Here is a 26,800-nt window from a genome sequence, read left to right as displayed (position 1 = left end):
GCGCCATGACGATGCGGTTGGGCATCTTCAGGGACTTGACCTGGAAGGGACGGAACAGGGCGTCGACGGACATGGGCGGTTCTCAGGTGACTGGAACACGCAAGGTGGCGGTTAGGGTTGCGTTTGAAAACCCTACAGGCCGAGTTTTTTCGCCAGGGCTTCGGCAAAACCCGCGAACCGGCCTGCGATCTCGCCCTCCGGATCGCTGACCACGACCGGCACACCGGCGTCGCCGCCTTCGCGCAGGGCGGCATCCAGCGGCAGGTCGCCGAGGTAGGGGATGCCCAGACGCCCCGCCTCGGCCTCGCCCCCCCCGCGGCCGAACACGGCGCCGGTCATGTTCTCGATCAGGCCCAGGGTCGGAGTCTCGACCTTTTCAAACAGCTTGTGGGCGCGTCGGGCGTCGGCCAACGCGACTTCCTGCGGGGTCGAGACGATGACCGCGCCGTCCAGCGGGGTCTTCTGCACCAGGGTCAACTGGACGTCGCCGGTGCCGGGCGGCAGGTCGACAACAAGAATGTCGAGCGGCGTGTCCTCCGTCCCCCAGCGGGTCTGGGTCAGCATCTGGGTCAGGGCCTGGGAGGCCATGGGGCCGCGCCAGATCATGGCGTCAGTGGCCTTGGTCAGCAGACCCACCGACATGGTCTTCAGGCCGTGGGCGACGTGGGGGGTGATCTGGTTGTCGACATAGTCCGGCGCGCCCGAGAGGCCGAGCATGGTCGGGATCGAGGGGCCGTAGACGTCGGCGTCGAGCACACCCACGGACAGGCCGCGAGCGGCGAAGGCGGCGGCGAGGTTGACCGCCACGGTCGACTTGCCGACCCCGCCCTTGCCGCTGGCCACGGCGAGAACGCGGCGAACGTGGGCAGGCCGGGCGGTGGCGACCGGCGCTTTCGGGCGACCCTGGTCGACGGCCTGGGGCGAGAGGGAGGCGCGGCGCGGTGCGGAGACCTTCAGGGCCTCGGCGGTCAGGACGACGGCGACCTTGACCATGCCCGGAACGGCTTTCAGCGCGGCCTCGGCGGCGTCGCGGACCGGGGCGTAGAGGGGGGCGTCGGACGCCGCCACCTCGAGCGCGAAGCCGGCCCGGTCGTCGGCCACGACCAGTCCCTGGACCAGACCGGCGGCGACAAGCCCCTGCCCGCTCTTCGGGTCGATGACGGCGTCGAGGGCGGCGAGGACGGTTTCGCGGTCGGGCACGGGCGTTCCTGATGGGTTGCCGGGTCGGGTTGTGCGTTCTATCGCCGAACGCCCCCGCCTGTCCGGTCGAAAATCCGAGCGCCCCTTGTCCGAGCCCCTGATCACCCTGCTGGCCGGCCCGACCGCATCGGGCAAGTCGCGGCGCGCCCTGGAGATGGCGGTGGGGTCCGGGGCGGTGATCGTCAACGCCGACAGCCAGCAACTGTACGCCGACCTGCGGGCGCTGAGCGCCCGGCCTACGGTCGAGGAAGAGGCGATGGCCGAGCACCGGCTGTACGGCGTCGCCGATGCCGCCGACGCCTGGTCGGTCGGGCGCTGGAGCCGGGCGGTCATGCCGGTGCTGGCCGAACTGGCGGCCGAGGGACGGCCCGCGCTGCTGGTCGGCGGGACCGGGCTGTATTTCACGGCCCTGACCACGGGGCTGGCGGATATTCCGGACGTGCCGCTCGAGGTGCGGGACGCGGCCGGTATTGCGTTTGACGCGGACGGCGAGGCGGCGTTCCGGCGTCGCCTGGCTGAGGTCGACCCGGCGGCGGAGGCGCGGATCGAGGCCGGGGACCGCCAGCGGCTGACCCGGGCCTGGGCCGTGGCGCGGCACACCGGGCGGGCGCTCAGCGACTGGACGGCGGACACCACCCCCCTGCTGACGCCCGGATCCTGGACCGGGCTGGTGATCGAGCCGGAGCGCGAGGCCCTGTACGCCAACTGCGACCGGCGGGTTGCGCAGATGGTCGAGGCCGGAGCGCTGGACGAGGTGCGGGCCTTGGTCGCACGCAGACTGGACCCAGCCCTGCCCGCGATGAAGGCCGTCGGCGTGCGCGAATTCGCCGCCCATCTGGCGGGCGAGACCTCGCTTGCGGCCGCCGTCGAGGCGACGCGGCAGGCGACCCGCAACTACGCCAAACGCCAGCTGACCTGGTTCCGGAACCAGACGCCGGGATGGACCCGGGTGGGCTGATCGCCCGCACTTCCCTCCCGGGCCGATCGGGTATAATCCGCCCGCCATTGCGGAGGCCAAGCCTTGCGACGACCCATTCTGGATCATCCCGAGCGGATCATCCCCCTGGCCTTCCTGGCGACCATCGTCGTCGGCACGATCCTGCTGCTGCTGCCGTTTTCCAGCGCTGACGGACAGATTGCGCCGTTCCTGACGGCGGTGTTCACCGCCACCTCGGCGGTCTGCGTCACCGGGCTGATCGTCGTCGACACCGCCACCTACTGGTCGCCGTTCGGACAGGGGGTGATCATGGCCCTGTTCCAGGTTGGCGGCTTCGGCATCATGGCCGGAGCGACCCTCCTCGGCCTGATGATCTTCCGACGCCTGCAGCTGGGGCGACGGCTGGTCGTGCAGGCCGAGACCAAGAGCCTCAGCCTTGGCGACGTAAAGAGCGTCCTGCGCACCGTTCTGGGCGTGACGATCCTGTCCGAGGCGATCGTCGCAGTCGTAATCATCGTGCGTCTGCACACGGCCTATGACGAGCCCTTGAATACGGCGATCTGGAACGGGCTGTTTCATGCCGTCTCTGCCTTCAACAACGCCGGCTTCTCGACCTATTCCGACAGCCTCGTCCGCTTCGCGCTCGACCCGTTCATTCTCCTGCCCTTGTCCATCGCGATTATCGTCAGCGGCCTGGGCTTTCCGGTGATCAACGAGCTCCAGTCGGAATGGCGAAAGCCGGACCGCTGGTCGATCCACGCGCGCCTTACCGTCTTCGGCACCATCGGCCTGTTGATCGCGGGGTTCCTGGCCGTGCTGGTCGCCGAATGGAACAACACCGCCACAATCGGCGACATGCCGACGGCCGGAAAGGTCCTGAACGCCTTCACCCATTCGGTGATGAGCAGGACCGCAGGCTTCAACGCCGTGGATGTCGGTCAAATGCGCCCGGAGACCCTGTTGTTCACCGACGGTCTGATGCTGATTGGCGGCGGCAGCGCCGGCACCGCCGGCGGCATCAAGGTGACAACCTTCCTGTTGCTGGGTGTCGTCGTCTGGGCCGAGATCCGGGGACGCGCCGACGTGACCGTCTTCCAGCGGCGCATCTGTCCCGATGTGCAGCGCCAGGCGCTGGCAGTCGTGCTCATGGCCGTCGGTCTTGTCGGCCTGGCCACCCTCGCTATCCTTTCGATGACCACGCTGCCGCTCGACCGCGTTCTGTTCGAGGTGATCTCCGCCTTCGCGACGGTCGGGCTGAGCACCGGCATCACCGCCGATCTGCCGCCCGCGGCGCAGTCGATCCTGATCGCCCTGATGTTCGTCGGACGGGTCGGCACCATCACCGTAGCCGCGGCGTTGGCGCTGCGGGCTCGCCACGTCCCCTATCGCTACCCGCAGGAGCGCCCCATCGTTGGCTAGATCACGCAAAACAAGCCCGAACAGTGTCGTCGTCATCGGCCTGGGTCGGTTCGGCGGGGCCGTGGCGCAGAGCCTGTCACGCCTTGGCCATGACGTCCTCGCGATCGATGAGGACCTGGCCCTGGTCCAGAGCTGGTCCGACCAGCTGAGGCACGTCGTCCAGGCGGACAGCCGGAATATCGAGGCCCTGCGCAAGCTGGGCGCAGCCGATTTTCTTCACGCGGTCGTCGCCATCGGCTCTGATATCGAGGCCAGCGTCCTGACCGTTCTGGCGTTGAGCGAACTCGGCGTGCCCGACATCTGGGCCAAGGCGGTCACCACGAACCACGGCAAGATTCTCGAAAAGACCGGGGCGCACCACGTCGTCTATCCCGAGGCCGCCATGGGCGAGCGCGTCGCCCATCTGGTCACCGGCAAGATGATCGACTTCATCGAGTTCGACGATGACTTCGCCATCGTGAAGACCCGCCCGCCGCGTGAAGCCCTGGACAAGACCCTGGCGGAATCGGCGCTGCGGACGCGTCACGGGATCACCGTGGTCGGCGTCAAACGGCCGCGTCAGGACTTCACCTATGCAAAGCCGGATACGCTGGTGGTCGAAGGCGATCTGCTGATCGTCTCGGGTCCGACCGGAAAGGTCGAGCAATTCGCGGCCCTGCCCTGACGGCGCCGCTGAACGGGTGAAATCGACAGGGCCTTGGAAGCCGTACCGGGAACGCCTATATTCGCCCTGTCCGGGTTCGCCCGGACTATGGCGATAAACGCGCTTGTAATAAGCGGACCGGACCCGGGTGCGATTCCCGGCGGCTCCACCATTTCTTCCCCGCGTTATCGGCGGAGCGAGCATGGGGCCGACTAGCATCGACGGACGTGTAAAGAAGACTGCTTTCGCCCGTCCTGGCCCACCGTATCGGGCCATTTTCTAACTGCGAACGATAACTTCGCTGGAGAAGTCCGCCTCGCCGCGTAATGCGGTTCGGTTGATTTCGAACACTTAAGTCCTCGGGGATCAGTTCCCGGGGCGGGGCCCGGAGGGCGCCTGCCAACAGAAGCCCTCCACCTACCTCCAGTGACGCGCCCTCCTCTTTCTTTTGGAAGATGTGGGGGGCCTGCCAACAGAACCCCTGGCACTTTTCCTATCTTCGATTTCACCATCTTGGCGCCTTCCGCCAGCGCTCGCGCACAGCTATCAGTTCGCGCGAACAGCCGAGGCGACCCATGGCCGAAGAGACGCCCCCCGTCGACGAGATGCACTATGAGCAGCTGGCGCAGGACGCCCTGCGCGGCGTCATCCGCTCGGCGCTGGAACGGGCCGCCCTGCCCGACGGCATCCCGGGGGCGCACCATTTCTATGTGACGTTCAAGACCCGCGCGCCGGGCGTCAGCGTGCCGCCGGACATCCTGGCCAAATACCCCGACGAAATGACGGTGGTGCTCCAGCACCAGTACTGGGACCTGAAGGTCGAGCCGACGAAGTTTTCGGTCATGCTGAAATTCGGCGGCATGCCCAAGGTGCTGGCCATGCCCTACACCGCCGTGACCCGCTTCTATGATCCGTCGGTCCAGTTCCTGCTGCAGTTCGAGGCGCCGAGCACGGTCGAGGATATCGCCCCTGAGGTCGCCGCCGCCGAACCCGACCGCACGCCGCCGCCGGCCGGCGACGACGACGGACCCAAGGTGGTGTCGCTGGACCAGTTCCGTAAGAAGTAGGCCCTTTCCCTCACCGCGCCTTTCGATAATCTCGTCCCGGCTTGAGCCTGGAGGAGCGCATGGGTCGGGGGCTGATCGTTGTTCTGATGGCCCTTCTGGGGTTCGCGGCGTCAGCGCAGGCCCAGACGGCCGCGCCGTCCAGCCGGTTCGCCAACTGGACCACGGCGATCGTCGCGGCCGATTGGCGGGATGGGGCTGACCGGCCGATCCAGGCCTTCGACAACGCCCGACGCGATCTGGTGAGGGGCTTCCTCGACGCCGGCTTTCCGCGCGCCAACATGGTCGACTACAGCCTCAGGCCCGACGTCGCGGAGCCGACCACGGCCTCGGATGTGATCGACGGGCTGAACGCGGCGGCGGTGCGAGGCACAGGGGGCTGTCTTCTGTATTTCACCTCGCATGGCGTACCGACGGCGATGGTGTTCGGAAACGAGCCGCGGATGACGCCCGATATGATGGCCAATCTGGTCCGTGCGACCTGCGGCGCGCGGCCGACGGTGGTGATCGTCTCGGCCTGCTATTCCGGCATCTTCGTCAACGCCCTGTCCGCGCCGAACCGGATGGTGCTGACGGCCGCCAGCCGCGAGCGGACCTCATTCGGATGCAGCGCCGACGACACCTATCCGTGGTTTGACGGCTGCATCATCGAGACCCTGCCGACCGCGACCGACTTCCTCGCGCTCGCCGCGGGGGCCCGGGCCTGCGTGGCGCGCAAGGAGACCGAGCGCGGGGTCAGTCCGGCGTCGGAGCCGCAGTTGTTCGTTGGAGCGGAGATGCAGCTGCGGCTGCCGACGCTGAGGTTCACGCGTCCTCCGGCTTGACCGGACCGGCGCAGTCAGGCAAGAACATATACAGAACACGCAGGCCTGACAGGAAGAACGCCATGCTGTCCGGAGGATGCCACTGCGGCGCGGTCCGCTATCAGATGTCCGGCGACATCGCCCACCATTCCCTGTGTCACTGCACCGACTGCCGGAAGGCCAGCGGCGCGCCGGCGGTGGCCTGGGCCATGGTCGCGACCGACCAGATCGCCATCACCGGCGAGACCCGGATGTATGAGTCTTCCGACCATGGCCGGCGATATTTCTGCGGTCAGTGCGGGACGGGCCTGTTCTATACCAGCGAGGTCGTCTTCCCGGGCATGACCGACGTGCAGAGCGCCACCCTCGACGATCCGGACGCCCTGCCCCTGCAGATGCAGATCCAGACCGCCGAGCGGATCGGCTGGATGGCCGGGGCGCACCGGCTGCCGTCGTTCGAACGCTATCCCGCGCCGCCCGAAGGCTGACGCGGGAAGACGCGGATGGTGATCCGCTCGCGCTCGCCCTCGCGGCGTTCGACCAGCAGGCGGGCGACCTGGGCGTCGTCGTGGAACAGATAGCCCTTGATGGCGTCCAGCAGGGCCTTGGCCAGATTGTCGAGGTCCATCCACGGCGGATCTCCGATGTGCTCCATCAGGATCTCGACCGTGTAGTCGCCGTAGGACGGGCGCGAGGTCCACTCCTTGCGCATGAACTCATAGACCAGCGGCTTGTAGTATTTGGCCTGGGTGGTCAGGCCGTCGATGGTCAGTTCGACCGCCGCGCCGGTCTCGCGGGCGCGGACCTTGCCCGTGCCGATCCAGCCTGCCGTCACGGATGGCACTCGGGCGGGACATGGCCCTCGATTCTTGTCGAGCGGATAGCCACGGGCGGGGTCAGCCGCTCCTCGGCGTTCGCGGGTGACATCTGGATGCGACGGGCGACATCGAGGCCCTCGACCACCCGGCCGAAGGCGGCGAAGCCCTGACCGTCCGGATTGCGGCCGCCGCCGAAATCCAGCGCCGGCGTGTCGTGCGTCACGATGAAGAAGCTGGAGGTCGCCGTGTCGGGGCCATCGCGGGCCATGGAAATCGTCCCGGCGACATGGCTCAACCCGGTGTCGCGGGTGCGCTCGAGCGTGACCGGCGGGCGCTGGTCGTCGTCAGCGCCGCGCGGGGTGGCGGCCTGGATGACGTCGATCGGGTTGGGATTGGCGTTGGTCGCCCGGACGACCGTGCGGAAGAAGCGGCCGCCGTCATAGTCGCCGTCGGTGACATAGCTGAGGAAGTTGCAGGTCGAGAGCGGCGCGCGGACCAGGTCCAGTTCGACGACCATCCGGCCGGCGTCGGTCTCGATGACCACGCGGGGCGAATCCTGCGCGCTGGTCGTGGTGGCGCAGGCCGTCAGGCCGAGGAGCGCCAGCACCGCTGCCGCCATCATCGTTCGCATCGCCGTCCTCCGCCTTGTCCCCTAGCCTGCCCGTGCTACACCGCCGCGCATCCTCCCGCCACGCTTTCGAGAGCCCGCCCCGCATGTCTGGACACCGCACCGAAACCGACACCTTCGGCCCCATCGAGGTCGCCGCTGACCGCTACTGGGGCGCCCAGGCGCAGCGGTCGCTGGGGAACTTCAAAATCGGCTGGGAGAAACAGCCCCTGCCGATCGTGCGGGCGCTGGGCATCGTCAAGCGGGCGGCGGCCGAGACAAACATGGCGCTGGGCAAGCTGGACCCGAAACTGGGCGAGACCATTGTCGCCGCGGCCAACGAGGTCATCGAAGGCAAGCTGAACGACCATTTCCCGCTGGTGGTCTGGCAGACCGGTTCGGGCACCCAGTCGAACATGAACGCCAACGAGGTGATCTCGAACCGCGCGATCGAGATGCTGGGCGGGGAGATGGGCTCCAAGAAGCCGGTCCACCCGAACGACCACGTCAACATGAGCCAGTCGTCGAACGACACCTTCCCCACCGCCATGCACGTGGCCTGCGCCGAACAGGTCGTCAACGACCTGATCCCGGCGCTGAAGCATCTGCACACCGCGCTCGATGCGAAGGCGAAGGCCTGGGACCACATCATCAAGATCGGCCGGACCCATACCCAGGACGCCACGCCCCTGACCCTCGGTCAGGAGTTCGGCGGCTATGCCCAGCAGGTCGCCAACGGCATCGAGCGGATCGAACTGACCCTGCCGAAACTCATGGAACTGGCCCAGGGCGGCACCGCCGTCGGCACCGGGCTGAACGCGCCGATCGGGTTCGCCGAACAGGTCGCCGAGCGGATCGCCGCCATCACCGGCCTGGCCTTCACCACGGCGCCGAACAAGTTCGAGGCCCTGGCGGCCCATGACGCCATGGTGTTCAGCCACGGGGCCATCAACACCGTGGCCGCCAGCCTGTTCAAGATCGCCAACGACATCCGCTTCCTGGGATCGGGCCCGCGGTCGGGTCTGGGCGAACTGGCCCTGCCGGAGAACGAGCCGGGGTCTTCGATAATGCCGGGCAAGGTCAATCCGACCCAGTCGGAGGCGCTGACACAAGTCTGTGTCCAGGTGTTCGGCAACCACGCGGCGGTGACCTTCGCCGGCTCGCAGGGGCATTTCGAGCTGAACGTCTTCAATCCGGTGATGGCCTACAACTTCCTGCAGTCGGTGCGGCTGATGGCTGATGCGGCGGTGTCCTTCACCGACAACTGCGTGGTCGGAATCGAGCCGCGCGAGGACAACATCAAGCGCGGGCTGGACAACTCGCTGATGCTGGTCACGGCCCTGAACGGCAAACTCGGCTATGACGCCTGCGCCAAGATCGCCAAGACGGCGCACAAGAACGGCACCACCCTGCGCGAGGAAGCCGTCGGCGGCGGCTATCTGACCGACGCCGAGTTCGACGAGGCGGTGCGGCCCGAGAAGATGATCTCGCCGGGGTGATCGTCCCGGCACCGTCAATCAACGCCGGCCTTCCTGCGAAGGCCGGCGTTTTTGATTCAGGGCTTGTCCCGGATCGTCCGGCCGATCGGCGCGAGGGCCAGTTTGGCCAGCTCCAGATCCTTCAGGGCGAAGGGGATGCCGATGATGGTCACGAACTCCGCCACCGCGATCAGCAGGTGCGACAGGGCGATGTACCAGCCTGCGAATATGAACCAGATGATGTTCAGGACGAGGCCCACCGGTCCCGTGCCGACATCATGGGCGCCCAATTCGTCGCGCCAGACCACCTCACGACCGAATGGCCAGAACGAATAGCTGGCGATCCGCCAGGCGGCGAAGGTCCAGGGCAGGCCGACGATGGTCAGGGCCAGGATGGCGCCGCCGAACAGCCAGAGCAGGCCGGAAATCCAGCCTCCGAAGATGAACCACAGCAAGTTCAGGATCAGGCGGATCAAGGCAATCGTCTCCAGGCGCCCGACGCGGACGCAGCGTCCTACATAGGCAAAGCCCCCGCCGATATCAGCAGGGCCTTCGTGAATTCGCGGTAAGCCGGCCAGCCTTGATTGCCCATGCTCGCCGCGCGGCGGCTCGCGGCTTCAGGCCTGGTGCTTCTCCGTCCAGCGCGCCTTGGCCTCGTCCTTCGTCACATTGAGATGCACATGCCCGTCGACGTGATGGACCCAGCTGACCGGGATCATGTGGTGCTTGAATCCGCCGACGAGGTCGAGCCTGGCCAGTTCGATCCGGTCGCCGATGACGTGATCGACGCGACCGACGTGCTCGCCGTCGGAGCCGACGACTTCGAGGTGTTCGCGGATTTGAGTCGGGTCTACCATGGAGGCTCCTGCCGGTTCAGACTGGCGAGGAAAACCGCCTGACCGCGCGTCGGGTTGCATACTGCGGAGATCGGCATGGGCGAGGTCGTCAATCTGAACCGGGTGCGCAAGGATCGGGCGAAGGCCGGAGCCAGGGCGGCAGCGGCGGCAAACCGCGCCGCTCACGGCCGATCCAAGGCTGACCGAACCCGCACAGAAACGGAACGCGAGCGGGCCGCCCGCCTTCTGGATGGATCGAAGCTGGAGGACCGAGATGGGTGATATGCCGCACAACCGGCACGGACTGATCCCGATGCTTGTCGCGATGCGCGTAACCGCCGAACGCAAACGGCGGGAGGCCGAGAGCAAGGGCAAGGGCGACGACCAGGCGGCGCCCGTCGGGAAGCCGAAGAAGAAGAAGCGCGGCTGGTTCGGCTAGGTCGCGACGACCTTCGGCGCGCGGATCATCAGGGCCTGGCCTGACAGCACCAGCACCAGCCCGGCCAAGGCCGTCCAGCCGAAATGCGCGCCCTCGAACAGGACGGAGACCAGCATGGCGATGGGCGGGGTCAGGGCCGAAACGTAGCTGGCCATGGCGTAGCCGATCATCCGCGCGATGGTGAAATACAGGCCGAAGGCGATCACCGATCCGAACACCGAAAGATAGAGCAGCGATCCGACATAGGTGAAGGTAGGGTCGATGGTGAACTCGACGCCCGTGACCAGGCCGTAGATCGCCAGCAGGCCCGTGCCATAGGCCATGGCCCAGGCGGTTGATGGAATGGCCGTCGAGCCGTGGTTCTGACCCTTCCAGGCGAAGAAATTGCCGAAGGCCGAGGCGGTGGTCGCGATCAGCGCCAGGCCGACGCCGAGGGCCGCCTCGCGATCAAATCCCGCGCTGAGCACCTCGCCGCCCGACAGGACCACGACACCCACCACGCCGAGGACGGCCCCGCCCCAAGAGGCGGCGGCCGCCTTCTGGCCGGCGGCCAGACGGAACAGAACCAGGTTGATGAAGGTCAGGGACGCGAAAGTAACGGCGACGATGGCCGAGGCCACGTGGGTCTCGGACGCATAGGTGAAGCTGTAGCTGATCGAGAAGGCGAAGGCCCCCTGCCCCAGGGCTGCCAGATGCTGGGCCCGGGTCAGCCACAGCTTCTGGCGGGCGACCACACAGCCGAGGAACAGCAGGGCGGAGGCCAGACCGAAACGCCAGACGATGGAGGCCAGGGGCGCCACGGTTCCGAGCTGGAGGGTGATGGCGTACCAGGTCGTGCCCCAGATGACGGCGCAGATGATCACCCCGCCGATGCCCAGCAGGGTAGTCCGCGAAAGGGGCGGACGGGCGACGGGAGGAACAATTTCCGGGGAGGTCACCCACGGCAAGTGGCGGATGCCCTGCGGCGACGCAAGCCGGGTTTTCAGCCGGGTGACACAAGCCGGACTTATGCCGGCCGAAAGCCCCTATCAGCCACGTAGTTTCAGCCCGGCGCGGACCTCGCCCGGCACAGCCTGATAGACATCGGCCGGGCGGATGTTAAGACGGGCGCGCACGGCCTCAAGCGGCTCTTCGAACAGGGCTTCATAGTCGAGCGCCGGCAGCCAGCGCGCCGCCTTGCCGTTGCGGTACGCCTGCCAGGCCGCGCGGCGGGCGGGGATCGAGCGGACCTCGCGCTGGATCTCGCGGGCCGCGCCCCAGCCGATGAAGGCGAAGCCGAGATTGCGGGTCTGGGCGTAGGAGAAGGAGACCACGCAGGCCTCTCCCAGAGCATCGGTGCCGTAGCCGGTCAGCACATGCCAGATGTCGTGGACGTCGCGGATGCGGCGCGAATACCAGATCACGGGGTGCTGGGCGTCGACCAGCGGAGCGACCTTGCGGGCCTCGTCGGCCAGTCCCTCGGCGGTGAAGCCGCGGGCCTCGCGGAATTCGCGATAGGCGGCGCCCAGGGTGCCCGGCCCGAAGCGGGCGAGCCAGACGGGATCGTCCAGCTTGTGCGCCAGTTCCTCGCGCAGGAAGGCCTGCCGGCCGCCCTCCATGGTCTTCAGCATGCGATTGTAGCCGCGGCCGATGGAACGCCCCGACAGGGCCCGCATGATCTCGAACACCTGGGCGGTGTCTTCCTTGTTCCGGACCAGGCGCCGGAAAGCCCGGAAGGCCTTGAGCGGCTCGAGGCGCTGCGGACGCAGTCGGTCGAACTTGTCGAAATCGGCGGTGACGGTCATGGACGAGCCCTGTTGGTCTCCGACAGAATACCCCCGATGGGCCCACAAGTGAACGGTGTTCACGTCGCACCCCATGGCGGTCTGGCCGGGGCCGGGGCTATGGTTCGGGCCATGTTGAAGAAGCGCTCCGTCTCCCTGTCCGGTCACGCCACCTCGGTGGCGCTGGAGGCCGAATTCTGGGCGGTTCTGGACGCGGTCGCGGCGGCCGGCGGCCTGTCACACGCCGGGCTGATGAAGCGGATCGACGAGCGCCGCGGGCGGACCCCCCTCGCCTCGGCCTGCCGGCTACTCGCCCTGTCGTGGACGGGCGGCGACCGATCTTTCATCGAACAGGATTCGACCGATTGACAGCCGTCAGGGTTGGCGCATGGTCGGGTTTCCAGAAGGAAAACCGCCGTGCTCGACAAGATCGACAAGACCCTCATTCCGCCCACCCTGTTCGGAGGGCTGATCGCCATCGGATTGATCGGCGCCGGAGCCTTCATCGGCTCCGGCGTGGTCAATGCCCAGGTCGGCAACCGGCAGGTCACGGTGCGCGGCGTGGCCGAGCGCAATGTGGTGGCGGACCTCGCCGTCCTGACCCTCAGTTTCAAGGCGGCGAACGACGACCTCCCGGTCGCCCAGGCGCAGATCGATCGTGATCTGGCGCTGGTGCGGGCCTTCCTGACGCGGCAGGGCTATCCGGCCGAGCACATCACCATCGGCCGGCTGCAGGTGACGGACACCCGGGCCCGCGAATACGGCTCGACCGACAATGTGGTGCGATACATCCTGAGCCAGGGCGTGACGGTGCGGACGACCGACGTCCAGCGCGTCGCCCAGACGGAACGGGCGCTGAACGATCTGGTGCGCGAGGGGGTCCAGCTGGATTTCGCCGCCCCGACCTATGTCTTCACCAAGCTGAACGAGGTGCGGCCGTCCATGATCGCCGAGGCGACTGCCTCGGCGCGATCCGGCGCCGAGCAGTTCGCCAAGGACTCCGGCGCGCCGCTGGGCCCGATCCGTCAGGCGACCCAAGGCTCGTTCGAAATCCTCGCCCGCGAGGACATCGACAGCGAGTCGACATCGCTCGACAAGCGGGTCCGTGTCGTCGCGACGGTCAGCTACCAGCTACGCTGACGCTCAGGTCGCAGGCGCCGGCTCGGGCGGCATGACCGGCGGATTGACGGGCGGCACATCCGGCAGGTCCGGCATCTTCGGCGCATCCGGCAGTTCCGCACGCGGCAGGTCGATATCGACCGAGATGTCCGTGCCGTCGGGCGCTTCGATCGCGCCGCGATTCGAGAAGACGACCACAGCGATGATGATGACGACCACCACCAGACCGCCCACGAGCAGGGCGATCCAGCTGCCGCCGCCACCGCTCTTGGGCGGATTGTTGATCGTGGTGTGATGAACGACCTCAGGCCGCTCGGGCGGAGGAATGTTGGGATCGGTCATGGCTCAGTTCACCGTCGGAACGGCCGGGGCGGACACCTCGGGCAGATTGACGTCGACATCGATGGCCTTGCTCTCCGGGGCCATGCCGCCGCGGGCGAGGACAAAATAGGCCACGATGGCGAGAACGACGACGATGCCGCCGACGATGAAGGCCAGGCCGGCGTTGCCGCCGCCACCGCTGTTGTTCGTATTGTTGTCGGTCATGAAATAGTCCCTTCCCCAGTCTGTCGATGCTGCGGAAACGACGGCGACGCTTGCCGGTTCCGTGAGGCCGGCGGCAGGCAGGCGCTGACATCGGCCTTCGTGCCCCTTATGTTCTCCCAATGAGTCTCCCAGACGCGCCCGCGCCCCGCATTTCCGACCTGGCTCGTTCGCGAGGTCCCGGCGGCGTCGAGGCGCCGGCCGTCGACTATCTGGCCGGGCTGAATCCGGAACAGCGCGAGGCGGTTGAGACCGTGGACGGGCCGGTGCTGGTGCTGGCCGGGGCCGGGACGGGCAAGACGCGGGTGCTGACCACGCGGTTGGCGCACATACTGGCCACCGGACGGGCGCGGCCGTGGGAACTGCTGGTCGTCACCTTCACCAACAAGGCCGCGCGCGAGATGCGCGAGCGGATCACCCATCTGATCGGGCCGTCGGCCGAGGGGCTGCGCTGGCTGGGCACCTTCCACTCGGTGGCGGCGCAGATCCTGCGGCGGCATGCCGAACTGGTCGGGCTGAAGTCGACCTTCACCATTCTGGACACCGACGACCAGGAGCGGGTCTGCAAACAGGTGCTGGAGGCCGAAGGGCTGGACACCAAACGCTGGACGCCCAAGTCGCTGAACGGGCTGATCGACCACTGGAAGAACCGCGGCTGGACGCCGGAAAAACTGCCGCCGTCCGAGGATTTCGCCAACGGCAAGGGGCATTCGCTGTACGCCGCCTATCAGGCGCGGCTGGTCAGCCTGAACGCCTGCGACTTCGGCGACCTGTTGCTGCACAACCTGACCATCCTGTCGAAACATGCGGATATCGCGGAGGAATATCGCCGTCGATTCCGCTACATCCTGGTCGATGAATATCAGGATACCAATGTCGCCCAGTACCTCTGGCTGCGGCTGCTCACGGCCTCGACCGGCAACGTCTGCTGCGTCGGCGACGACGACCAGTCGATCTATGGTTGGCGCGGGGCCGAGGTCGACAACATCCTCCGGTTCGAGCGTGATTTCCCCGGCGCCAAGGTCGTAAGACTGGAGCGTAACTACCGGTCCACGCAGCATATTCTGGGTGCTGCATCGGGCCTGATCGCCGCCAACCGCGACCGGCTGGGCAAGACGCTGTGGACCGAGGATTCCAGCGGCGACAAGGTCAAGGTGCGCGGGGTCTGGGACGGCGAGGCCGAGGCGCGGCTGGTCGCCGACGAGATCGAGACGGCGCGGCGGGCCGGTACGCCCTACAAGGACATGGCGGTGCTGGTGCGCGCCTCGTTCCAGATGCGGGCGTTCGAGGAGCGGTTCGTCCTGCTGGCCGTGCCCTACACCGTCATCGGCGGGCCGCGCTTCTTCGAGCGGGCCGAGATCCGGGACGCTCACGCCTATCTGCGGCTGATCCTGTCCGAAGACGACGACCTGGCCTTCGAGCGGATCGTCAATGTTCCCAAGCGCGGCATCGGCGACACCAGCGTGCAGAAGGTGCTGCAGATCGCGCGGCTGTCCGGCGTCTCGGCGATGAGCGCGGTGCGTGACCTGATCACCTCGGACGAACTGCAGGCGCGGACGCGGACGGCCCTGTCGAACTTCGTGCGCGACATCGACCGCTGGCGGAGCTTCGCCCAGACTACGACCCACTGGGAACTGACGGAGACGGTGCTCGAAGAGAGCGGCTACACCGACATGCAGAAGGCCGACCGGGCGACCGGCCAGACGCGGCTGGATAACCTCAAGGAACTGACGCAATCGATGCAGCAGTTCGAGACCCTGCCCGCCTATCTGGAGCACGTCTCGCTGGTCATGGACCTCGACCGCGGCGAGAGCGCGGACTCGGTGCAGATCATGACGCTGCACGGGGCCAAGGGGCTGGAGTTCCCGCTGGTCTTCCTGCCGGGCTGGGAGGAAGGCGTCTTCCCCAGCCAGCGCAGCATCGACGAGAAGGGCGAAAAGGGCCTCGAGGAGGAACGCCGCCTCGCCTATGTCGGCGTCACCCGGGCCAAGTCGGACGCGCGGATCAGCTTCGCCGCCAACCGGCTGGTCTACGGCCGCTGGACCTCGCAGCTGCCGAGCCGGTTCGTCGACGAACTGCCGATCGACCACGTCGAGGCCGAGAGCGACACCGGCTACTACGGCGTCACCCCCGGCATGAAGGACGCCAAGAGCCGGTGGGACGAGATGCCGACGTTCGGGGCGGGGTACGCCTCGCCCGGCTGGAAACGGGCGCAGTCCTTCACGGCCGGACGCAGTCCAGCGGCCAAACCGGCGCGGCATGCGCTGATCGAAGGGGACGGCCGGCTGGTCGCCACCGCCGACCCGAAGTCGGGCGGCGACTGGTCGAAGGGGGAACGCGTGTTTCACCAGAAATTCGGCTACGGCGCGGTCCGGTTGATTGAGGGCAACAAGCTGGTGATCGACTTCGAGAAGGCGGGGGAGAAGAAGGTAATCGATACGTTTGTGGAGAAGACGTGATGCGACATTGGCCGCTTATCACATGGGTTGGTCTAGTCGCCCTCGTCGCGTGTACGCCGGCTCTCTCCCGCTTCGAGTTGCGCCCGATTGACTCAATGGTCGCGGCTGCATGGACGCAGGCAGTCGGTAGCGTGTTGGCAATTTTGGTGAGCGCACTGATTGCGGTTTATGTGCCCATTCTTCACGGCAGGAAATCGCTTCGAGACCGCCAAGCGCTTACCGTTCTATCCCTCATGGCCTCCGCCCAAGAACTTTGCGCCTATTTCTCCTCTGCCCATCACATTGCTGGTGCCGGAAAATTCAATGCTCACACTGCTGAGCATATCGCGAGTGGCGTCAGGGCAACCCAAGCGGACCTTGCCCAAATTGTTAGCCTAGAGATGCCGATTACGTTCCGCATCCATCTAGTAGCCGCGAGAGCGAGCGCTGACTTGGCCTTGGTATTTCTACGCCAAGCGGAACATCTGTTTCTCACGACGTCATCTCTGCCCAAGGCGTTCTTTGCTGAGCCGCTAAAGAACGCCGACGCTTCGTACAAGAAACTTGCCGAAGCTGTGGCTGCGCACCCTATCGGTCGCAATCCGATGGGCGGATACCACTAGAATTCAGCGCCACCGGTCGCTTGTGTGGGACGGCATCTGCTCCGCCGCTCAGGCAACAGAAAGCGTTCCCAACCCTTCGTTAAGTCCGTTGCCCGACCTTGGGCGCGTGCGCGAATCCCGTCCAGACGAGGTCCTGACCGAGCCCGCCCCCAGCATCTGGGAGCGGGTGATCTGCGGCGTGATCATCGCCATGCTGACCGGGGCCCTGATCGGGCCGGTGTTCGCGCCCCTGCAGGAAGAGACGCCGGTGCTGCGGCTGGTGTGGTTGCCGGCCTATGCGGCCATCGTCGGCCTGCTTCTGTTCCGGATCGACCGGCTGTGGCGGGCGTGGCCGGCGATGATCGCCATCGCCGCCATCGTCGGCCTGGCCTTCGCCTCGCGCTACTGGTCGATCGATTTCGCCACCACCATGCGCCGTGTCATCGCCCTGGCCATCAGTTGCGGTTTCGCCCTGTATCTGGGAGCCGTCTTCCGGGGGCCGCATCTGCCGCGGTTGCTGATGCATACCGCGCTGTTCATGGCGCTCGGCAGTCTGGTCATGGTCGTCGCCTTCCCGTCCATCGGCGTCCATCAGTTGGACAACGCCGGCCTGTGGCGCGGCCTCTGGTACGAGAAGAACCAGATGGGGGCGGTCATGGTGATCGGCGCAATCGCCGCCGCCGCCTGTCTGGCCTCACCCGATCCGCGCCGACTGCTGCCGGCCGTGGCGCTGGTCCTGTCCAGCGGCCTCGTGCTGGCGACCCAATCCAAGACCTCCCTGCTGTGTCTGATGGTGGGGCTGGGCCTTATCGGCGGATTCTGGTCCCTGAGGCGCGGCGGCGCGGCCTTTTCCGTCATCGCCATCTGGTGCGCGGTTGTGCTGGCGGGTCTGGGCGTCTGGATCTGGGACACCCATTCGGTGGCGGTGCTGGAGGCGCTGGGCAAGGATCCGTCGCTGACCGGTCGCACGGACATCTGGGACAGCCTGATGCGCAAGGTCGCCGACCGGCCGTGGACCGGCTACGGCTACGGCGCCTTCTGGGGCCGGATCGGGGAGTCGCCGCCCGCCGACTGGGTGCGCAAGGAGACCGGCTGGATTGTGCCGTCGGCGCACAATGGCTGGATCGACCTGCTGGTCCAGCTGGGCTGGCCGGGTGCTGTGCTGGTCGGCTCCCTGATGGCCGGGACGGCCCTGCTCGCCGTGCTGCGTTGCATGGGATCGGGCCTGCGCGAAGGTTGGTGGGGCCTGGGCTTCCTGGCCGCCTTCTTCGTGCTGAGCCTGTCGGAGAGCATCCTGATGGCGCACCAGGGTCTTCCGTGGGTGCTGTTCATGGCGGCCATGACGCGGGCGATGCTGCCGTCGCCGTCCGCGGCCCCCGCCCCGCTTGTGGAGAAGCGCCGCCGGGCCTACCAGACCGGTCCCCGAATCGTCTCACAGTATCCGCATGGGTCCCAACGCCGCGCCTTCCCTGTTCGATGATCTGCCCGAGCCGCAAGGCCCGGCGCCGACGCCTGTTCCAGCCACATCCATGCCCGACCCGGCCCTGACGCCGCAGGCTGTCGCCCCCCGGCCGGAGCCGGACCCCGTGCGCGCCGCTCACGCCGCCCCGTCCGCGCCGCCGCTGGCCGGCAACTATTCCGCCTCCTCGATCGAAGTGCTGGAGGGGCTGGAGCCGGTCCGCAAACGCCCCGGCATGTATATCGGCGGCACCGACGAGCGGGCCCTGCACCACCTGTTCGCCGAGGTGCTGGACAACGCCATGGACGAGGCCGTCGCCCGCCATGCGAAGCTGATCACCGTCGATCTGGACGCCGAGGGCTGGCTGTCGGTCAAGGACGACGGACGTGGCATTCCGGTCGATCCGCACCCGAAACATCCGGGCAAGTCGGCGCTGGAAGTGGTCATGACCGTCCTCCATTCGGGCGGGAAGTTCTCCGGTAAAGCCTATGAAACCTCAGGCGGTTTGCACGGCGTCGGCGTCTCGGTCGTCAACGCCCTGAGCGAGCGGCTCGACGTGACCGTCTGGCGCGACGGCTTCGAGTGGAAACAGTCCTTCAGCCGCGGCCTGCCGCTGGGCTCCATCGTCCAGGTCCAGCCCTCCAGGAAGAAGGGCACCCTGATCCGGTTCAAGCCGGACGAGGAGATTTTCGGCGTCGGGGCGGCCTTCAAGCCCGCCCGCCTGTTCCGCATGGCGAGGTCCAAGGCCTATCTGTTCCGCGGCGTCGAGATCCGCTGGACCTGCGCGTCCGAGCGGATCACCGATCAGACGGCGACCGAGGCCGTCTTCCACTTCCCCAACGGCTTGGCCGACGCCCTGTCCGAGCGGATCGGCGAGCTCGAGACCGTGACGCCGGCCTTCGCCGGCCGGGTCGAACGCAAGGGCGAGGCCGGAGCCGTCGAATGGGCCGTGACCTGGTCGCCGATCGGTTTCGGCGAGGCCGACGGCTTTGTCTCATCCTACTGCAACACCGTCTCGACGCCCGACGGCGGCACGCATGAGGCCGGTTTCCGCGCGGCGCTGGTCAAGGGCCTCAAGGCCTATGGCGAACTCACCAATGAGAAGCGCGCGGGGCTGATCACGGCCGAGGACGTCATCGCCAACGCCGGGGCGCTGATCAGCGTCTTCGTGCGCAACCCCGAATTTCAGGGGCAGACCAAGGACCGCCTCTCCTCCCCCGACGCCCAGCGGCTGGTCGAACAGCTGATGCGCGACCCGCTGGATCACTGGCTGACCGAGAGTCCGAAACAGGCCAACACCCTGCTGGGCTTCGTCATCGAGCGGGCCGAGGACCGGCTGAAGCGGCGCAAGGACAAGGAGGTCCAGCGGGCCCAGGCCACGCGCAAGCTGCGCCTGCCCGGCAAGCTGTCGGACTGTTCGCGCCAGTCCGCCAACGGCACCGAACTGTTCATCGTCGAGGGCGACTCGGCCGGCGGCTCGGCCAAACAGGCGCGCGACCGCACCACCCAGGCCATCCTGCCCCTGCGCGGCAAGATCTTGAACGTCGCCTCGGCCACGGCCGACAAGCTGCGGGCCAATATCGAACTGTCCGACCTGGCCCTGGCGCTCGGCGTCCAGCCGGGCAGCCGGTTCAATATCGAAGACCTGCGCTATGAGCGCATCGTCATCATGACCGACGCCGACGTGGACGGCGCCCATATCGCGGCCCTGCTGATCACCTTCTTCTACCGGTCGATGCCCGAGACCATCCGGCAGGGCCGGCTGTTCATGGCCCTGCCCCCGCTCTACCGGATCAGCGCCGGGCCGCTGTCGGAATACGCCCGCGACGACGCCCACCGCGACGAGCTGCTGGCCACGGTGTTCAAGGGCAAGAAGGTCGAGATCGGGCGGTTCAAGGGTCTGGGCGAGATGATGGCCTCCCAGCTCAAGGAGACCACCATGGACCCGAAGAAGCGCACCCTGGCGCGTGTCACGGTGCCGGCCTCCGAGGACGAGATCGAGGACCTGGTGGAGCGGCTGATGGGCAAGAAGGCCGAAGCCCGGTTCCAGTTCATTCAGGACAACGCCCAGTTCGCGGTGGCCGATCTGGACGTTTAGGACGCCTTATCGCTGACGACCCCGATCTCCGCGTCACTTCGTGGGGATGACAGGAGGCAAGCCACCCTTGCCGGCTGGAGCAGCTTGCTGACTGGCTCAGCAGTTCGCCGGCGCCCCGTAACGGCCGATCACGGCGGGCGAGTCGCCGTCATCCTCGACGGAGATCACGGTCAGCCGGTCATACTCGCAGTCTGCCATCTCCGAGGCGCCGGTTTCGCCCAGCGCGCCGGCGATGAGCGGGACGGTATTGCTGTGTCCGACGACCAGAACCACGGCGTTTTCGGGCAAGGCGCGAATGCGGTCTGCCACCCTGCGGACGTGGGCCTCCGTCCCGCCTTCGAACGAGATCACTTCCGGGTCGATCGCATGCGCCTCCGCCGCCAGCCGGGCTGTCAACACGGTGCGCTGGAGCGGCGAGGTGAAGACATGGGTCAGGTCGGCGTCGCTGAGCACGACGGCGAGGTCGACCGCGCGACGCTGGCCCGTCTCGGACAGGACCGGATCGGCGCTGGCGTCGACCTTCTCGGCGTGGCGGACCAGGATGACCGTCTGGGCCAGGGCTGAACCGGCGGTCAGCATCGACAGGGCGGTGGCGAACAGAAGGCGTCTCATCATCCCGGATCCTCTTTCGGCCCAGACTGGCGGGCGGCGCGGCGCCTGTCGAGCGGTCAGTGCGCCTTCCACTCGCCAGGCCGGGCGAAGGCCGGCTCGCCGCTGACCTCGGCATAGACGGAGCTGAGATCCTCGAAGACCCGGTTCCAGGCGAAGCGTTCGACGGTGCGTTGGCGGGCAGCCAGGCCCAGGGCTTCGATATCGCGGGCGAACAGGGCCTCGATCGCCGCCGCATAGTGGCGCGGATCGGCGCTCTTCGCCAGCTGGCCGACGGTGTCGTCGACCGTCTCCTTCACCCCGCCGGCGTTGACCCCGACGACCGGGCGGCCGCAGGCCATGGCTTCGAGCACGATGAGGCCGAAGGGCTCCTTGTCATTGGCGTGGACGAAGGCGTCACAGCTGGCGATGATCTTCGCCACCGCCTTGGGATTGGCCTCGTACGGCAGGGAGATGACGCGCTCCTCCGCCGGCATTCCGGCGCCGGCGCCCACCAGGATCAGGTGGTAGGGCGCGCCCAGGGCCTGAACGGCCTGGATCAGGACGTCGATGTTCTTTTCCCGCGCCGGACGGCCCGCGAAGCACAGCAGCCGCGCCGACGCCGGCAGGTTCAGCTTCTTCAGCAGCCAGTCGCGGTCGCCGCGGTCGGGGCGGAAGGTGTCGATCTCGACCCCCAGCGGCCGGATGACGATATTGCCGACGCCGGCCTCCTCGAGCCGGCGGGCGATGTAGCGGCTGGGCGAAACCACCCGGTCGAACTGGCCGAACAGCCGGGCCCAGCGCTTCTCGACCGGCTTCTTGGCCCATTCGCCGAAATGCAGGGCGGCGAGCCCCGCCGGGTCTGAGTGACAGAAGCCGACGACCGGGCAGCCGGCGCGCTGGCCGGCGGCGAGCGCTCCCTGCCCCGGCGTATAGGGATCGCCCGCCTCGATGATGGCAGGGTTCAGCGATGCGACCCAGGCAGCCCACCGGCTCACCGAGGTCGGCCAGCGGTAACCGTCGCCGAACGGGAGCTTGGTCGCGTGAAGCTGTACGATGCCGTCGTCGCCGGCCTTGTGGTGGGCGCCGGGCACGACCAGCGAATGGGCCACGCCGGGACGATTGGCCTCCAGCCAGGCCTTCTTGGAGAGCAGATAGCGTTTCACCCCGCCGGAGCGCGGCGCATAGAGCATGGTGGTGTCGACCAGCCGTGGGCGGCCGTCCTCGCCGGCGGCCTTGGTCGCCGCCAGGGTCTCCGAGACCTCCTCGTCCCAGCCAGGGAAAAGGCGCAGCTCGCCTTCCTGCACCTCAAGCCCGGCCAGGGTCATAAGCTCCCGCTCGGTGGCGCTGATACTGGATGCGCCGACCCGTCGGACCCGCCGCTGGATGCGACGGGCCTTCCGGACCTTGGACATATGCGACTTCACCATGTGCGGCCCGTAACGCCGACGACGGCGAAGCTCAAGCGCTGTCCGTCGGCGGAGCGTCTTCCGAGGTGGAAATCCCGCGTCTGGCGAGGGCTTCCCGGAGCAGGCATTCGACCTGGGCGTTGACCGAGCGCAGCTCGGCGGCGGCCAATCGCTCGACCGCCGCCATCACCCCCGAAGAGGCCCGCATGAGAAAGGGCTTCCGGGTTCGAGCCATGTCAGCCGTACAGCGTGCCTGTGTTGACCACAGGCTGGGCCTCGCGATCGGCGCACAGGACGACCAGGAGGTTGGAGACCATGGCCGCCTTGCGGTCCTCGTCGAGTTCGACGACGCCGCGCTCGTTCAGGTCGGCCAGAGCGCTTTCGACCATGCCGACGGCGCCCTTGACGATCAGACGGCGGGCGGAAAGCACCGCCTCGGCCTGCTGGCGCTTGAGCATGGCGCCGGCGATTTCCGGGGCGTAGGCGAGGTGGGCCAGGCGGGCCTCGTCGACAGCGACACCCGCGACGCTGACCCTGCCCACCAGCTCCTCGCGCAGCCGCCCGGCGACGTCCTCGGCGTCCGCGCGCAGGGTCAGTTCGGGCACATCGGTCTCGTCCCCGTGATCGTAGGCGTAGTGGGAGGCGATATCGCGCAGGGCCGTGTCCACCTGGATGTTCACGAAGGCCTGATAGTCATCAACATCGAACAGGGCCTGGGCCGAATCCTGGACGCGCCAGACGACGTTGGCGGCGATCTCGATCGGGCTCCCGCGCTTGTCGTTCACTTTCAGCTTGTCGCTGGTCAGGTTGCGGACCCGCAGGGAGATTTTCTTGCGGCTGTACCAGGGCAGGACCCAGCGCAGGCCGGTCTTGCGGTCGGTGCCGCGGTAGGCGCCGAACAGCATGATGGCCATGCCCTCGTTCGGCTGAAGCGAATAGAGTCCGCAGACCAGCAGCAGGCCGATGACCGCGGCGCCGACCCCGGCCACCACGCGCAGGGTGGACTCGGGGTCCTGGGCCACGCTGGCGGGCCCGGCGATCATCAGCAGCAAGCCGACCAGCAGCATCAGGATGCCGTTGGCCGTGCTGGCCGGGCGTTCGGTAGATCTGGAGTGTGCGTTGGTCATCTCTGCCTCCCAAAGTCGATATGAAAACGATATCACTTTGATTGCGATATTGGCAATAGCCGCGCTTGCCAAACGCGCCCCGTCCGCGCGTTCGGCCTTGCATTCGCCTCAAATTCGAGAAACTTGAGGCAGGCTGGCGCGGTCCCTGTTAGAGGATCGCCGGCGTCTCTGCGTGTGTCGTCCACAGGGGTTTCTACCGAATGCGTATTCTACTCGCGACCGCGGTTGCGATCGCTCCCTTGATGGCGGCCACCGGCGCGATGGCCGAGGTCGTGATCTCGACTGTCCGGACGACGCCGGTCACGACGTCGAACGCTTCAGGCACGGGAACCGCAGACGATATCCGGATCGCGGAAGGCGGCGGCATCACATTGGCGTCGGGTACGGCCGTGACGGTCGATTCGAACCACGACTTTTCAACGGGCGGCGCCTCATCGATCACCATGGCCCTGGCGGCGGACGGCGCCACGGCGGTGCTGGTCAACGCGGGTGTCACCTCCGATATCTCCATCGGCTCCACGATCTCGATCACCGATACGATCGAGACCTATCCGGACACGGACAATGACGGCGATATCGATGGACCCTGGGCAACCGGGTCGGACCGGTACGGCATCCGCTACGCCGCCGGCGCACCGGTCACAGGCAATTTGCTGGTCGGCGCCCTTGGCTCCATCGGCGTCGAAGGCAACAATTCGTACGCCATCTCCATTGAATCCGGCCTGATCGGCAACATCCAGTCCCAAGGCGCCATTCGCGTGTTCGGCGACAACTCCGTCGCGATCCGGACCCAGGGCGTGACTGGCGACATCACCCTGCTGGGCTCGGTCACAGCGCGGGGCATGAACACCTCAGCCGTCTCGATCGGCGGCGATGTCGGCGGCCGACTGACCCTGCAGGGCGAAATCAACGCCACGGGCTATCGTTACACCAGCCTGGGCAGCGAAGCCTTCGAAGCGAAGCTCGACGCCGACGACAAGCTGCAAGGAGGACCCGCGGTCATCATCGCGGGCAGTGTCGCCGGCGGCGTGGTGGTTGATCGGCCCCCGACCGATACTGACGCCGCAAACACGGATGAAGATGGCGACGGCATCGCCGACGGAACCGAAGGCACCGGCAACATCAACAGCTACGGCTCGGCGCCGGCCATCATTGTCGCCTCGACGACCCAGGCCATCACCCTCGGCGTAGTCGGCGCCGGCGACAACAATTTCGGCTTCATCAACCGCGGCACGATTACAGGCCAGGGTATCTACGAAGGCATCACCGCCAACGCTGTCGTGTTCGGCGGCAACGCCGGCCAGACCGTGACCATTGAAGGCGGCGTTCGCAACCAGGGCACGGTCGCCGCCCTGGCGAACGGCGCCAGCGCCACGGCCTACCATTTCGGCGTCGGCGCCTCGACGCCCCGGTTCGTCAACGTGGGCACCATCACCGGCGGCGTCGCCAGCGATGTCGCCGCGAACTCGACCGCCATCCAGATCGACGCGGGCGCCTCGCTGCCCAGCTTCACGAACAACGGCTCCATCCTCGCGTCAGCCGGCGGCGGTGCAGCCACTGTGACCGCCATCAATGACCTCAGCGGCACCCTGGTATCGATTACCAACACCCGCTCGCTCCAGGCGACCCTCAATACCAATGCTGCCGGGGATCCGGTGACCGGCTCGACGACCGCGATCAACGTCGCTGCCAATACGACCGGCGTCACCATCGTTCAGACCGGCGTAGCCTCGACGCCCAGCGCACTTGACCCCGACACCGACGGCGACGGCGTGCCGGACAGCGTCGAACCGATCATCGTCGGCGACATCCGTCTGGGCTCGGGCGCCGACCTGGTTGATATCCGCAACGGCGTTGTCTTCGGCGATATCGATTTCGGCCTGGGCGCCGACACCCTCTCAATCACCGGCGGCGCTATCGTCAGAAGCGCCCTCTCTGACGCAGGCGGCGACCTGACCATCAACGTGAGCAACGGCATCCTCGATGCCCGCCACGCGAACGCCCTTGATGTGACCACGCTGAACGTGGGCGCGGACGGCAACCTGATTGTCACCATCGACCCGGCGAACAGCACCTCGGGCGGTTTCAATGTTTCCGGCGCCGCGACCCTGGCGGACGGCGCAGGTCTGGGCGTCCGCTTCACCTCGCTTCTGACCACGCCCGAGCGCTTCACCCTGATCGACGCCGCAACCCTGAACTTCGGCGCTCTCGATCTGGATGCGATCGAAAATAACTCGCCCTATCTCTACATGGTGGCAGCGGGCGCGGATGTGCCGGCGGGTCAGGTCTTCGTCGACGTGCGGCGACGCACCGCCGACGAGGCCGATCTCATCGCGGTCGAGGCGGCGATGTTCGACTCCTTCTATTCGACCCTCGGCGGCGCCGGCGCGGAAAGCGTCCGCAACGCCTTCCTGGCCCAGGCCGGCCGCGAGGATTTCATCAACCTGTATGAGCAGCTGCTGCCCGACCACGCCGGCGGGCCCTTGCTGTCCCTGTCCTCGGGCGTGGATGCGGTGACCCGCGCACTCACGGGCCGGAACGCCTCGGCGGCTCCGGGCGAAACCAGCGCCTGGGTGCAGGAAATCAATTTCTACGCTGACAAGGACAAGACCGACACCTACGGCTTCCGTTCGGAAGGTTTCGGCGTCGCCGGCGGTATCGAGCGCGGCTCGGGCCTCGGCGCGGTCGGGATTTCGCTGGCCTTCACCTCGTCGGACCTCGAGGATCCCGAATCCGAAGCCGAAGAAGTCCTGTCGGCCAGTCTGCTGGAGTTGGGCCTCTACTGGCGCGCCCAGGGCCAGTACTGGACGACATGGGCGCGGGCCGCGGCCGGCTATGCGACCTTTGAATCCGAGCGCCGTTTCGTGGGCGCCGGGCTGAACCTGGCCAATGAATCGGACTGGAACGGCTTCACCCTCGCGGCCGCGGGCGGCGTCTCCTACGAGCGCAATTTCGGACGCTTCAGCATCCGGCCCGAGGCCTATGCCGAGTTCTTCTCCCTCAGCGAGGAAGGCCACGTCGAGACCGGCGGTGGCGACGGGTTCGATCTCGAGATCGACGACCGGGATGGACACCTGTTCTCCGCCACGGCGGCTGTCAATTTCGGCATGTCGATGGGCGAGAACAGCTGGCTGCGCCCGGAGGTCCGGGTTGGCTGGCGCCAGAATATCTCGGTCGATCCGGGTGAGACCATCGCCCGCTTCCGCTCGGGCGGCCCGGACTTCACCCTCGACGGCGGCTCGATTGAGGGCGGCGGTCCGATCGTCGGCTTCCGGCTGAACATCGGCAATGAACTGGGCATGCTGTCCATCAACGCCGACGCCGAGATGATCGAGGACTACATCCGCTACATGCTGTTCCTGCGGGCCAGCTTCCGGTTCTAGAACACGGGAAACCTTCGGGTTTCATGC

General features: G+C 67.2%; 29 protein-coding genes and 1 other RNA gene. 17 read left to right on the top strand and 13 right to left on the bottom strand.

Annotation, left to right across the window (positions count from 1 at the left end):
• Positions 1 to 132 precede the first annotated feature (132 nt).
• Positions 133 to 1,200 carry an Mrp/NBP35 family ATP-binding protein gene (locus B3E43_RS06660; protein ID WP_292027786.1) on the bottom strand — a complete coding sequence of 356 codons (1,068 nt, stop codon included), beginning with the start codon at positions 1,198 to 1,200 and terminating at the stop codon, positions 133 to 135.
• 85 nt (positions 1,201 to 1,285) lie between these two features.
• Between B3E43_RS06660 and miaA the strand changes: the two genes are divergently transcribed.
• From miaA to B3E43_RS06625, 7 genes are all read left to right on the top strand, one after another.
• The gene (gene miaA / locus B3E43_RS06655) at positions 1,286 to 2,158 is read left to right on the top strand and encodes a tRNA (adenosine(37)-N6)-dimethylallyltransferase MiaA (protein WP_292027785.1); all 873 of its coding nucleotides are present in this window, start codon (positions 1,286 to 1,288) and stop codon (positions 2,156 to 2,158) included.
• A gap of 63 nt (positions 2,159 to 2,221) precedes the next feature.
• A complete protein-coding gene (locus B3E43_RS06650; protein ID WP_292027783.1) occupies positions 2,222 to 3,556 on the top strand; it encodes a TrkH family potassium uptake protein in 1,335 nt (444 codons plus the stop codon).
• Complete coding sequence (locus B3E43_RS06645) at positions 3,549 to 4,220, top strand: potassium channel family protein (protein ID WP_292027782.1); 672 nt, start codon at positions 3,549 to 3,551, stop codon at positions 4,218 to 4,220. Before B3E43_RS06650 ends, B3E43_RS06645 begins: the two co-directional genes overlap by 8 nt.
• Positions 4,221 to 4,249: 29 nt before the next feature.
• Positions 4,250 to 4,617: a transfer-messenger RNA gene (ssrA, locus tag B3E43_RS06640) on the top strand.
• Positions 4,618 to 4,774: 157 nt separating this feature from the next.
• Complete coding sequence (locus tag B3E43_RS06635; RefSeq protein ID WP_292027781.1) at positions 4,775 to 5,266, top strand: SspB family protein; 492 nt, start codon at positions 4,775 to 4,777, stop codon at positions 5,264 to 5,266.
• A gap of 59 nt (positions 5,267 to 5,325) precedes the next feature.
• Positions 5,326 to 6,087 (top strand): C13 family peptidase, encoded by a 762-nt coding sequence (locus B3E43_RS06630; protein WP_292027780.1) that lies wholly within the window; start codon positions 5,326 to 5,328, stop codon positions 6,085 to 6,087.
• Between the two features lie 62 nt (positions 6,088 to 6,149).
• Positions 6,150 to 6,554: a GFA family protein gene (locus B3E43_RS06625; RefSeq protein ID WP_292027779.1), complete on the top strand. Its 405-nt coding sequence runs from the start codon at positions 6,150 to 6,152 to the stop codon at positions 6,552 to 6,554.
• On the opposite strand, the gene B3E43_RS06620 is transcribed toward B3E43_RS06625, so the two are convergent.
• Positions 6,530 to 6,901 carry a RusA family crossover junction endodeoxyribonuclease gene (locus tag B3E43_RS06620; protein WP_292027776.1) on the bottom strand — a complete coding sequence of 124 codons (372 nt, stop codon included), beginning with the start codon at positions 6,899 to 6,901 and terminating at the stop codon, positions 6,530 to 6,532. The genes B3E43_RS06625 and B3E43_RS06620 overlap by 25 nt on opposite strands.
• Positions 6,898 to 7,515, bottom strand: a complete 618-nt coding sequence (locus B3E43_RS06615; RefSeq protein ID WP_292027775.1) for a peptidylprolyl isomerase — start codon at positions 7,513 to 7,515, stop codon at positions 6,898 to 6,900. The genes B3E43_RS06620 and B3E43_RS06615 overlap by 4 nt, the downstream gene beginning before the upstream one ends.
• A gap of 83 nt (positions 7,516 to 7,598) precedes the next feature.
• Here B3E43_RS06615 and fumC point away from each other — a divergent pair, with 83 nt between their 5' ends.
• Positions 7,599 to 8,990, top strand: a complete 1,392-nt coding sequence (gene fumC / locus B3E43_RS06610; RefSeq protein ID WP_292027774.1) for a class II fumarate hydratase — start codon at positions 7,599 to 7,601, stop codon at positions 8,988 to 8,990.
• A gap of 56 nt (positions 8,991 to 9,046) precedes the next feature.
• Here fumC and B3E43_RS06605 read toward each other — a convergent pair whose 3' ends face one another.
• Together B3E43_RS06605 and B3E43_RS06600 are read right to left on the bottom strand one after the other, a co-directional pair.
• Positions 9,047 to 9,445 carry a YccF domain-containing protein gene (locus B3E43_RS06605; protein WP_292027772.1) on the bottom strand — a complete coding sequence of 133 codons (399 nt, stop codon included), beginning with the start codon at positions 9,443 to 9,445 and terminating at the stop codon, positions 9,047 to 9,049.
• A 141-nt stretch (positions 9,446 to 9,586) separates the two neighbouring features.
• Positions 9,587 to 9,826: a DUF2171 domain-containing protein gene (locus tag B3E43_RS06600; RefSeq protein ID WP_292027771.1), complete on the bottom strand. Its 240-nt coding sequence runs from the start codon at positions 9,824 to 9,826 to the stop codon at positions 9,587 to 9,589.
• A 75-nt stretch (positions 9,827 to 9,901) separates the two neighbouring features.
• Between B3E43_RS06600 and B3E43_RS06595 the strand changes: the two genes are divergently transcribed.
• Together B3E43_RS06595 and B3E43_RS06590 are read left to right on the top strand one after the other, a co-directional pair.
• Positions 9,902 to 10,087: a DUF4169 family protein gene (locus B3E43_RS06595; protein ID WP_292027769.1), complete on the top strand. Its 186-nt coding sequence runs from the start codon at positions 9,902 to 9,904 to the stop codon at positions 10,085 to 10,087.
• Entirely contained in the window at positions 10,080 to 10,244 is a 165-nt protein-coding gene (locus B3E43_RS06590; RefSeq protein ID WP_292027767.1) for a hypothetical protein, read from the top strand. Before B3E43_RS06595 ends, B3E43_RS06590 begins: the two co-directional genes overlap by 8 nt.
• On the opposite strand, the gene B3E43_RS06585 is transcribed toward B3E43_RS06590, so the two are convergent.
• Both B3E43_RS06585 and B3E43_RS06580 read right to left on the bottom strand, forming a co-directional pair.
• Positions 10,241 to 11,182 (bottom strand): DMT family transporter, encoded by a 942-nt coding sequence (locus B3E43_RS06585; RefSeq protein WP_292028128.1) that lies wholly within the window; start codon positions 11,180 to 11,182, stop codon positions 10,241 to 10,243. The genes B3E43_RS06590 and B3E43_RS06585 overlap by 4 nt on opposite strands.
• Positions 11,183 to 11,272: 90 nt before the next feature.
• Entirely contained in the window at positions 11,273 to 12,028 is a 756-nt protein-coding gene (locus tag B3E43_RS06580) for a Coq4 family protein (protein ID WP_292027765.1), read from the bottom strand.
• Positions 12,029 to 12,139: 111 nt separating this feature from the next.
• Between B3E43_RS06580 and B3E43_RS06575 the strand changes: the two genes are divergently transcribed.
• Together B3E43_RS06575 and B3E43_RS06570 are read left to right on the top strand one after the other, a co-directional pair.
• Positions 12,140 to 12,376 (top strand): ribbon-helix-helix domain-containing protein, encoded by a 237-nt coding sequence (locus B3E43_RS06575; RefSeq protein WP_292027763.1) that lies wholly within the window; start codon positions 12,140 to 12,142, stop codon positions 12,374 to 12,376.
• A 48-nt stretch (positions 12,377 to 12,424) separates the two neighbouring features.
• On the top strand, positions 12,425 to 13,147 hold the full coding sequence (locus B3E43_RS06570) for an SIMPL domain-containing protein (protein ID WP_292027761.1): 723 nt from the start codon (positions 12,425 to 12,427) through the stop codon (positions 13,145 to 13,147).
• A gap of 3 nt (positions 13,148 to 13,150) precedes the next feature.
• On the opposite strand, the gene B3E43_RS06565 is transcribed toward B3E43_RS06570, so the two are convergent.
• Together B3E43_RS06565 and B3E43_RS06560 are read right to left on the bottom strand one after the other, a co-directional pair.
• On the bottom strand, positions 13,151 to 13,468 hold the full coding sequence (locus B3E43_RS06565) for a hypothetical protein (protein ID WP_292027759.1): 318 nt from the start codon (positions 13,466 to 13,468) through the stop codon (positions 13,151 to 13,153).
• A gap of 3 nt (positions 13,469 to 13,471) precedes the next feature.
• Positions 13,472 to 13,672, bottom strand: coding sequence for a hypothetical protein (locus B3E43_RS06560; protein ID WP_292027757.1), 201 nt, complete (start codon positions 13,670 to 13,672; stop codon positions 13,472 to 13,474).
• Between the two features lie 119 nt (positions 13,673 to 13,791).
• Here B3E43_RS06560 and B3E43_RS06555 point away from each other — a divergent pair, with 119 nt between their 5' ends.
• The 4 genes from B3E43_RS06555 (at position 13,792) to parE (ending at position 20,266) form a co-directional block, all read left to right on the top strand.
• The gene (locus B3E43_RS06555) at positions 13,792 to 16,128 is read left to right on the top strand and encodes an ATP-dependent helicase (protein WP_292027755.1); all 2,337 of its coding nucleotides are present in this window, start codon (positions 13,792 to 13,794) and stop codon (positions 16,126 to 16,128) included.
• A 146-nt stretch (positions 16,129 to 16,274) separates the two neighbouring features.
• Positions 16,275 to 16,730, top strand: coding sequence for a hypothetical protein (locus tag B3E43_RS06550; RefSeq protein ID WP_292027754.1), 456 nt, complete (start codon positions 16,275 to 16,277; stop codon positions 16,728 to 16,730).
• A 106-nt stretch (positions 16,731 to 16,836) separates the two neighbouring features.
• A complete protein-coding gene (locus tag B3E43_RS06545) occupies positions 16,837 to 18,189 on the top strand; it encodes an O-antigen ligase family protein (RefSeq protein ID WP_292027751.1) in 1,353 nt (450 codons plus the stop codon).
• Positions 18,155 to 20,266: a DNA topoisomerase IV subunit B gene (gene parE / locus B3E43_RS06540; protein WP_298701950.1), complete on the top strand. Its 2,112-nt coding sequence runs from the start codon at positions 18,155 to 18,157 to the stop codon at positions 20,264 to 20,266. Before B3E43_RS06545 ends, parE begins: the two co-directional genes overlap by 35 nt.
• 96 nt (positions 20,267 to 20,362) lie before the next feature.
• Here parE and B3E43_RS06535 read toward each other — a convergent pair whose 3' ends face one another.
• From B3E43_RS06535 to B3E43_RS06520, 4 genes are all read right to left on the bottom strand, one after another.
• Positions 20,363 to 20,878, bottom strand: coding sequence for a SixA phosphatase family protein (locus tag B3E43_RS06535; protein ID WP_292027747.1), 516 nt, complete (start codon positions 20,876 to 20,878; stop codon positions 20,363 to 20,365).
• Between the two features lie 56 nt (positions 20,879 to 20,934).
• Complete coding sequence (locus tag B3E43_RS06530; RefSeq protein ID WP_292028126.1) at positions 20,935 to 22,182, bottom strand: glycosyltransferase; 1,248 nt, start codon at positions 22,180 to 22,182, stop codon at positions 20,935 to 20,937.
• A gap of 133 nt (positions 22,183 to 22,315) precedes the next feature.
• Positions 22,316 to 22,471 (bottom strand): hypothetical protein, encoded by a 156-nt coding sequence (locus tag B3E43_RS06525; protein WP_292027745.1) that lies wholly within the window; start codon positions 22,469 to 22,471, stop codon positions 22,316 to 22,318.
• 28 nt (positions 22,472 to 22,499) lie between these two features.
• Positions 22,500 to 23,390: an SPFH domain-containing protein gene (locus tag B3E43_RS06520; protein WP_292027743.1), complete on the bottom strand. Its 891-nt coding sequence runs from the start codon at positions 23,388 to 23,390 to the stop codon at positions 22,500 to 22,502.
• Between the two features lie 200 nt (positions 23,391 to 23,590).
• Between B3E43_RS06520 and B3E43_RS06515 the strand changes: the two genes are divergently transcribed.
• Entirely contained in the window at positions 23,591 to 26,773 is a 3,183-nt protein-coding gene (locus B3E43_RS06515) for an autotransporter outer membrane beta-barrel domain-containing protein (RefSeq protein WP_292027741.1), read from the top strand.
• Positions 26,774 to 26,800 lie beyond the last annotated feature (27 nt).

It is taken from the genome of Brevundimonas sp. UBA2416 (assembly GCF_002343105.1).
In the GTDB taxonomy this organism is placed as follows: Bacteria; Pseudomonadota; Alphaproteobacteria; order Caulobacterales; family Caulobacteraceae; genus Brevundimonas.
This window is presented reverse-complemented; position numbering and strand designations above follow the sequence as displayed.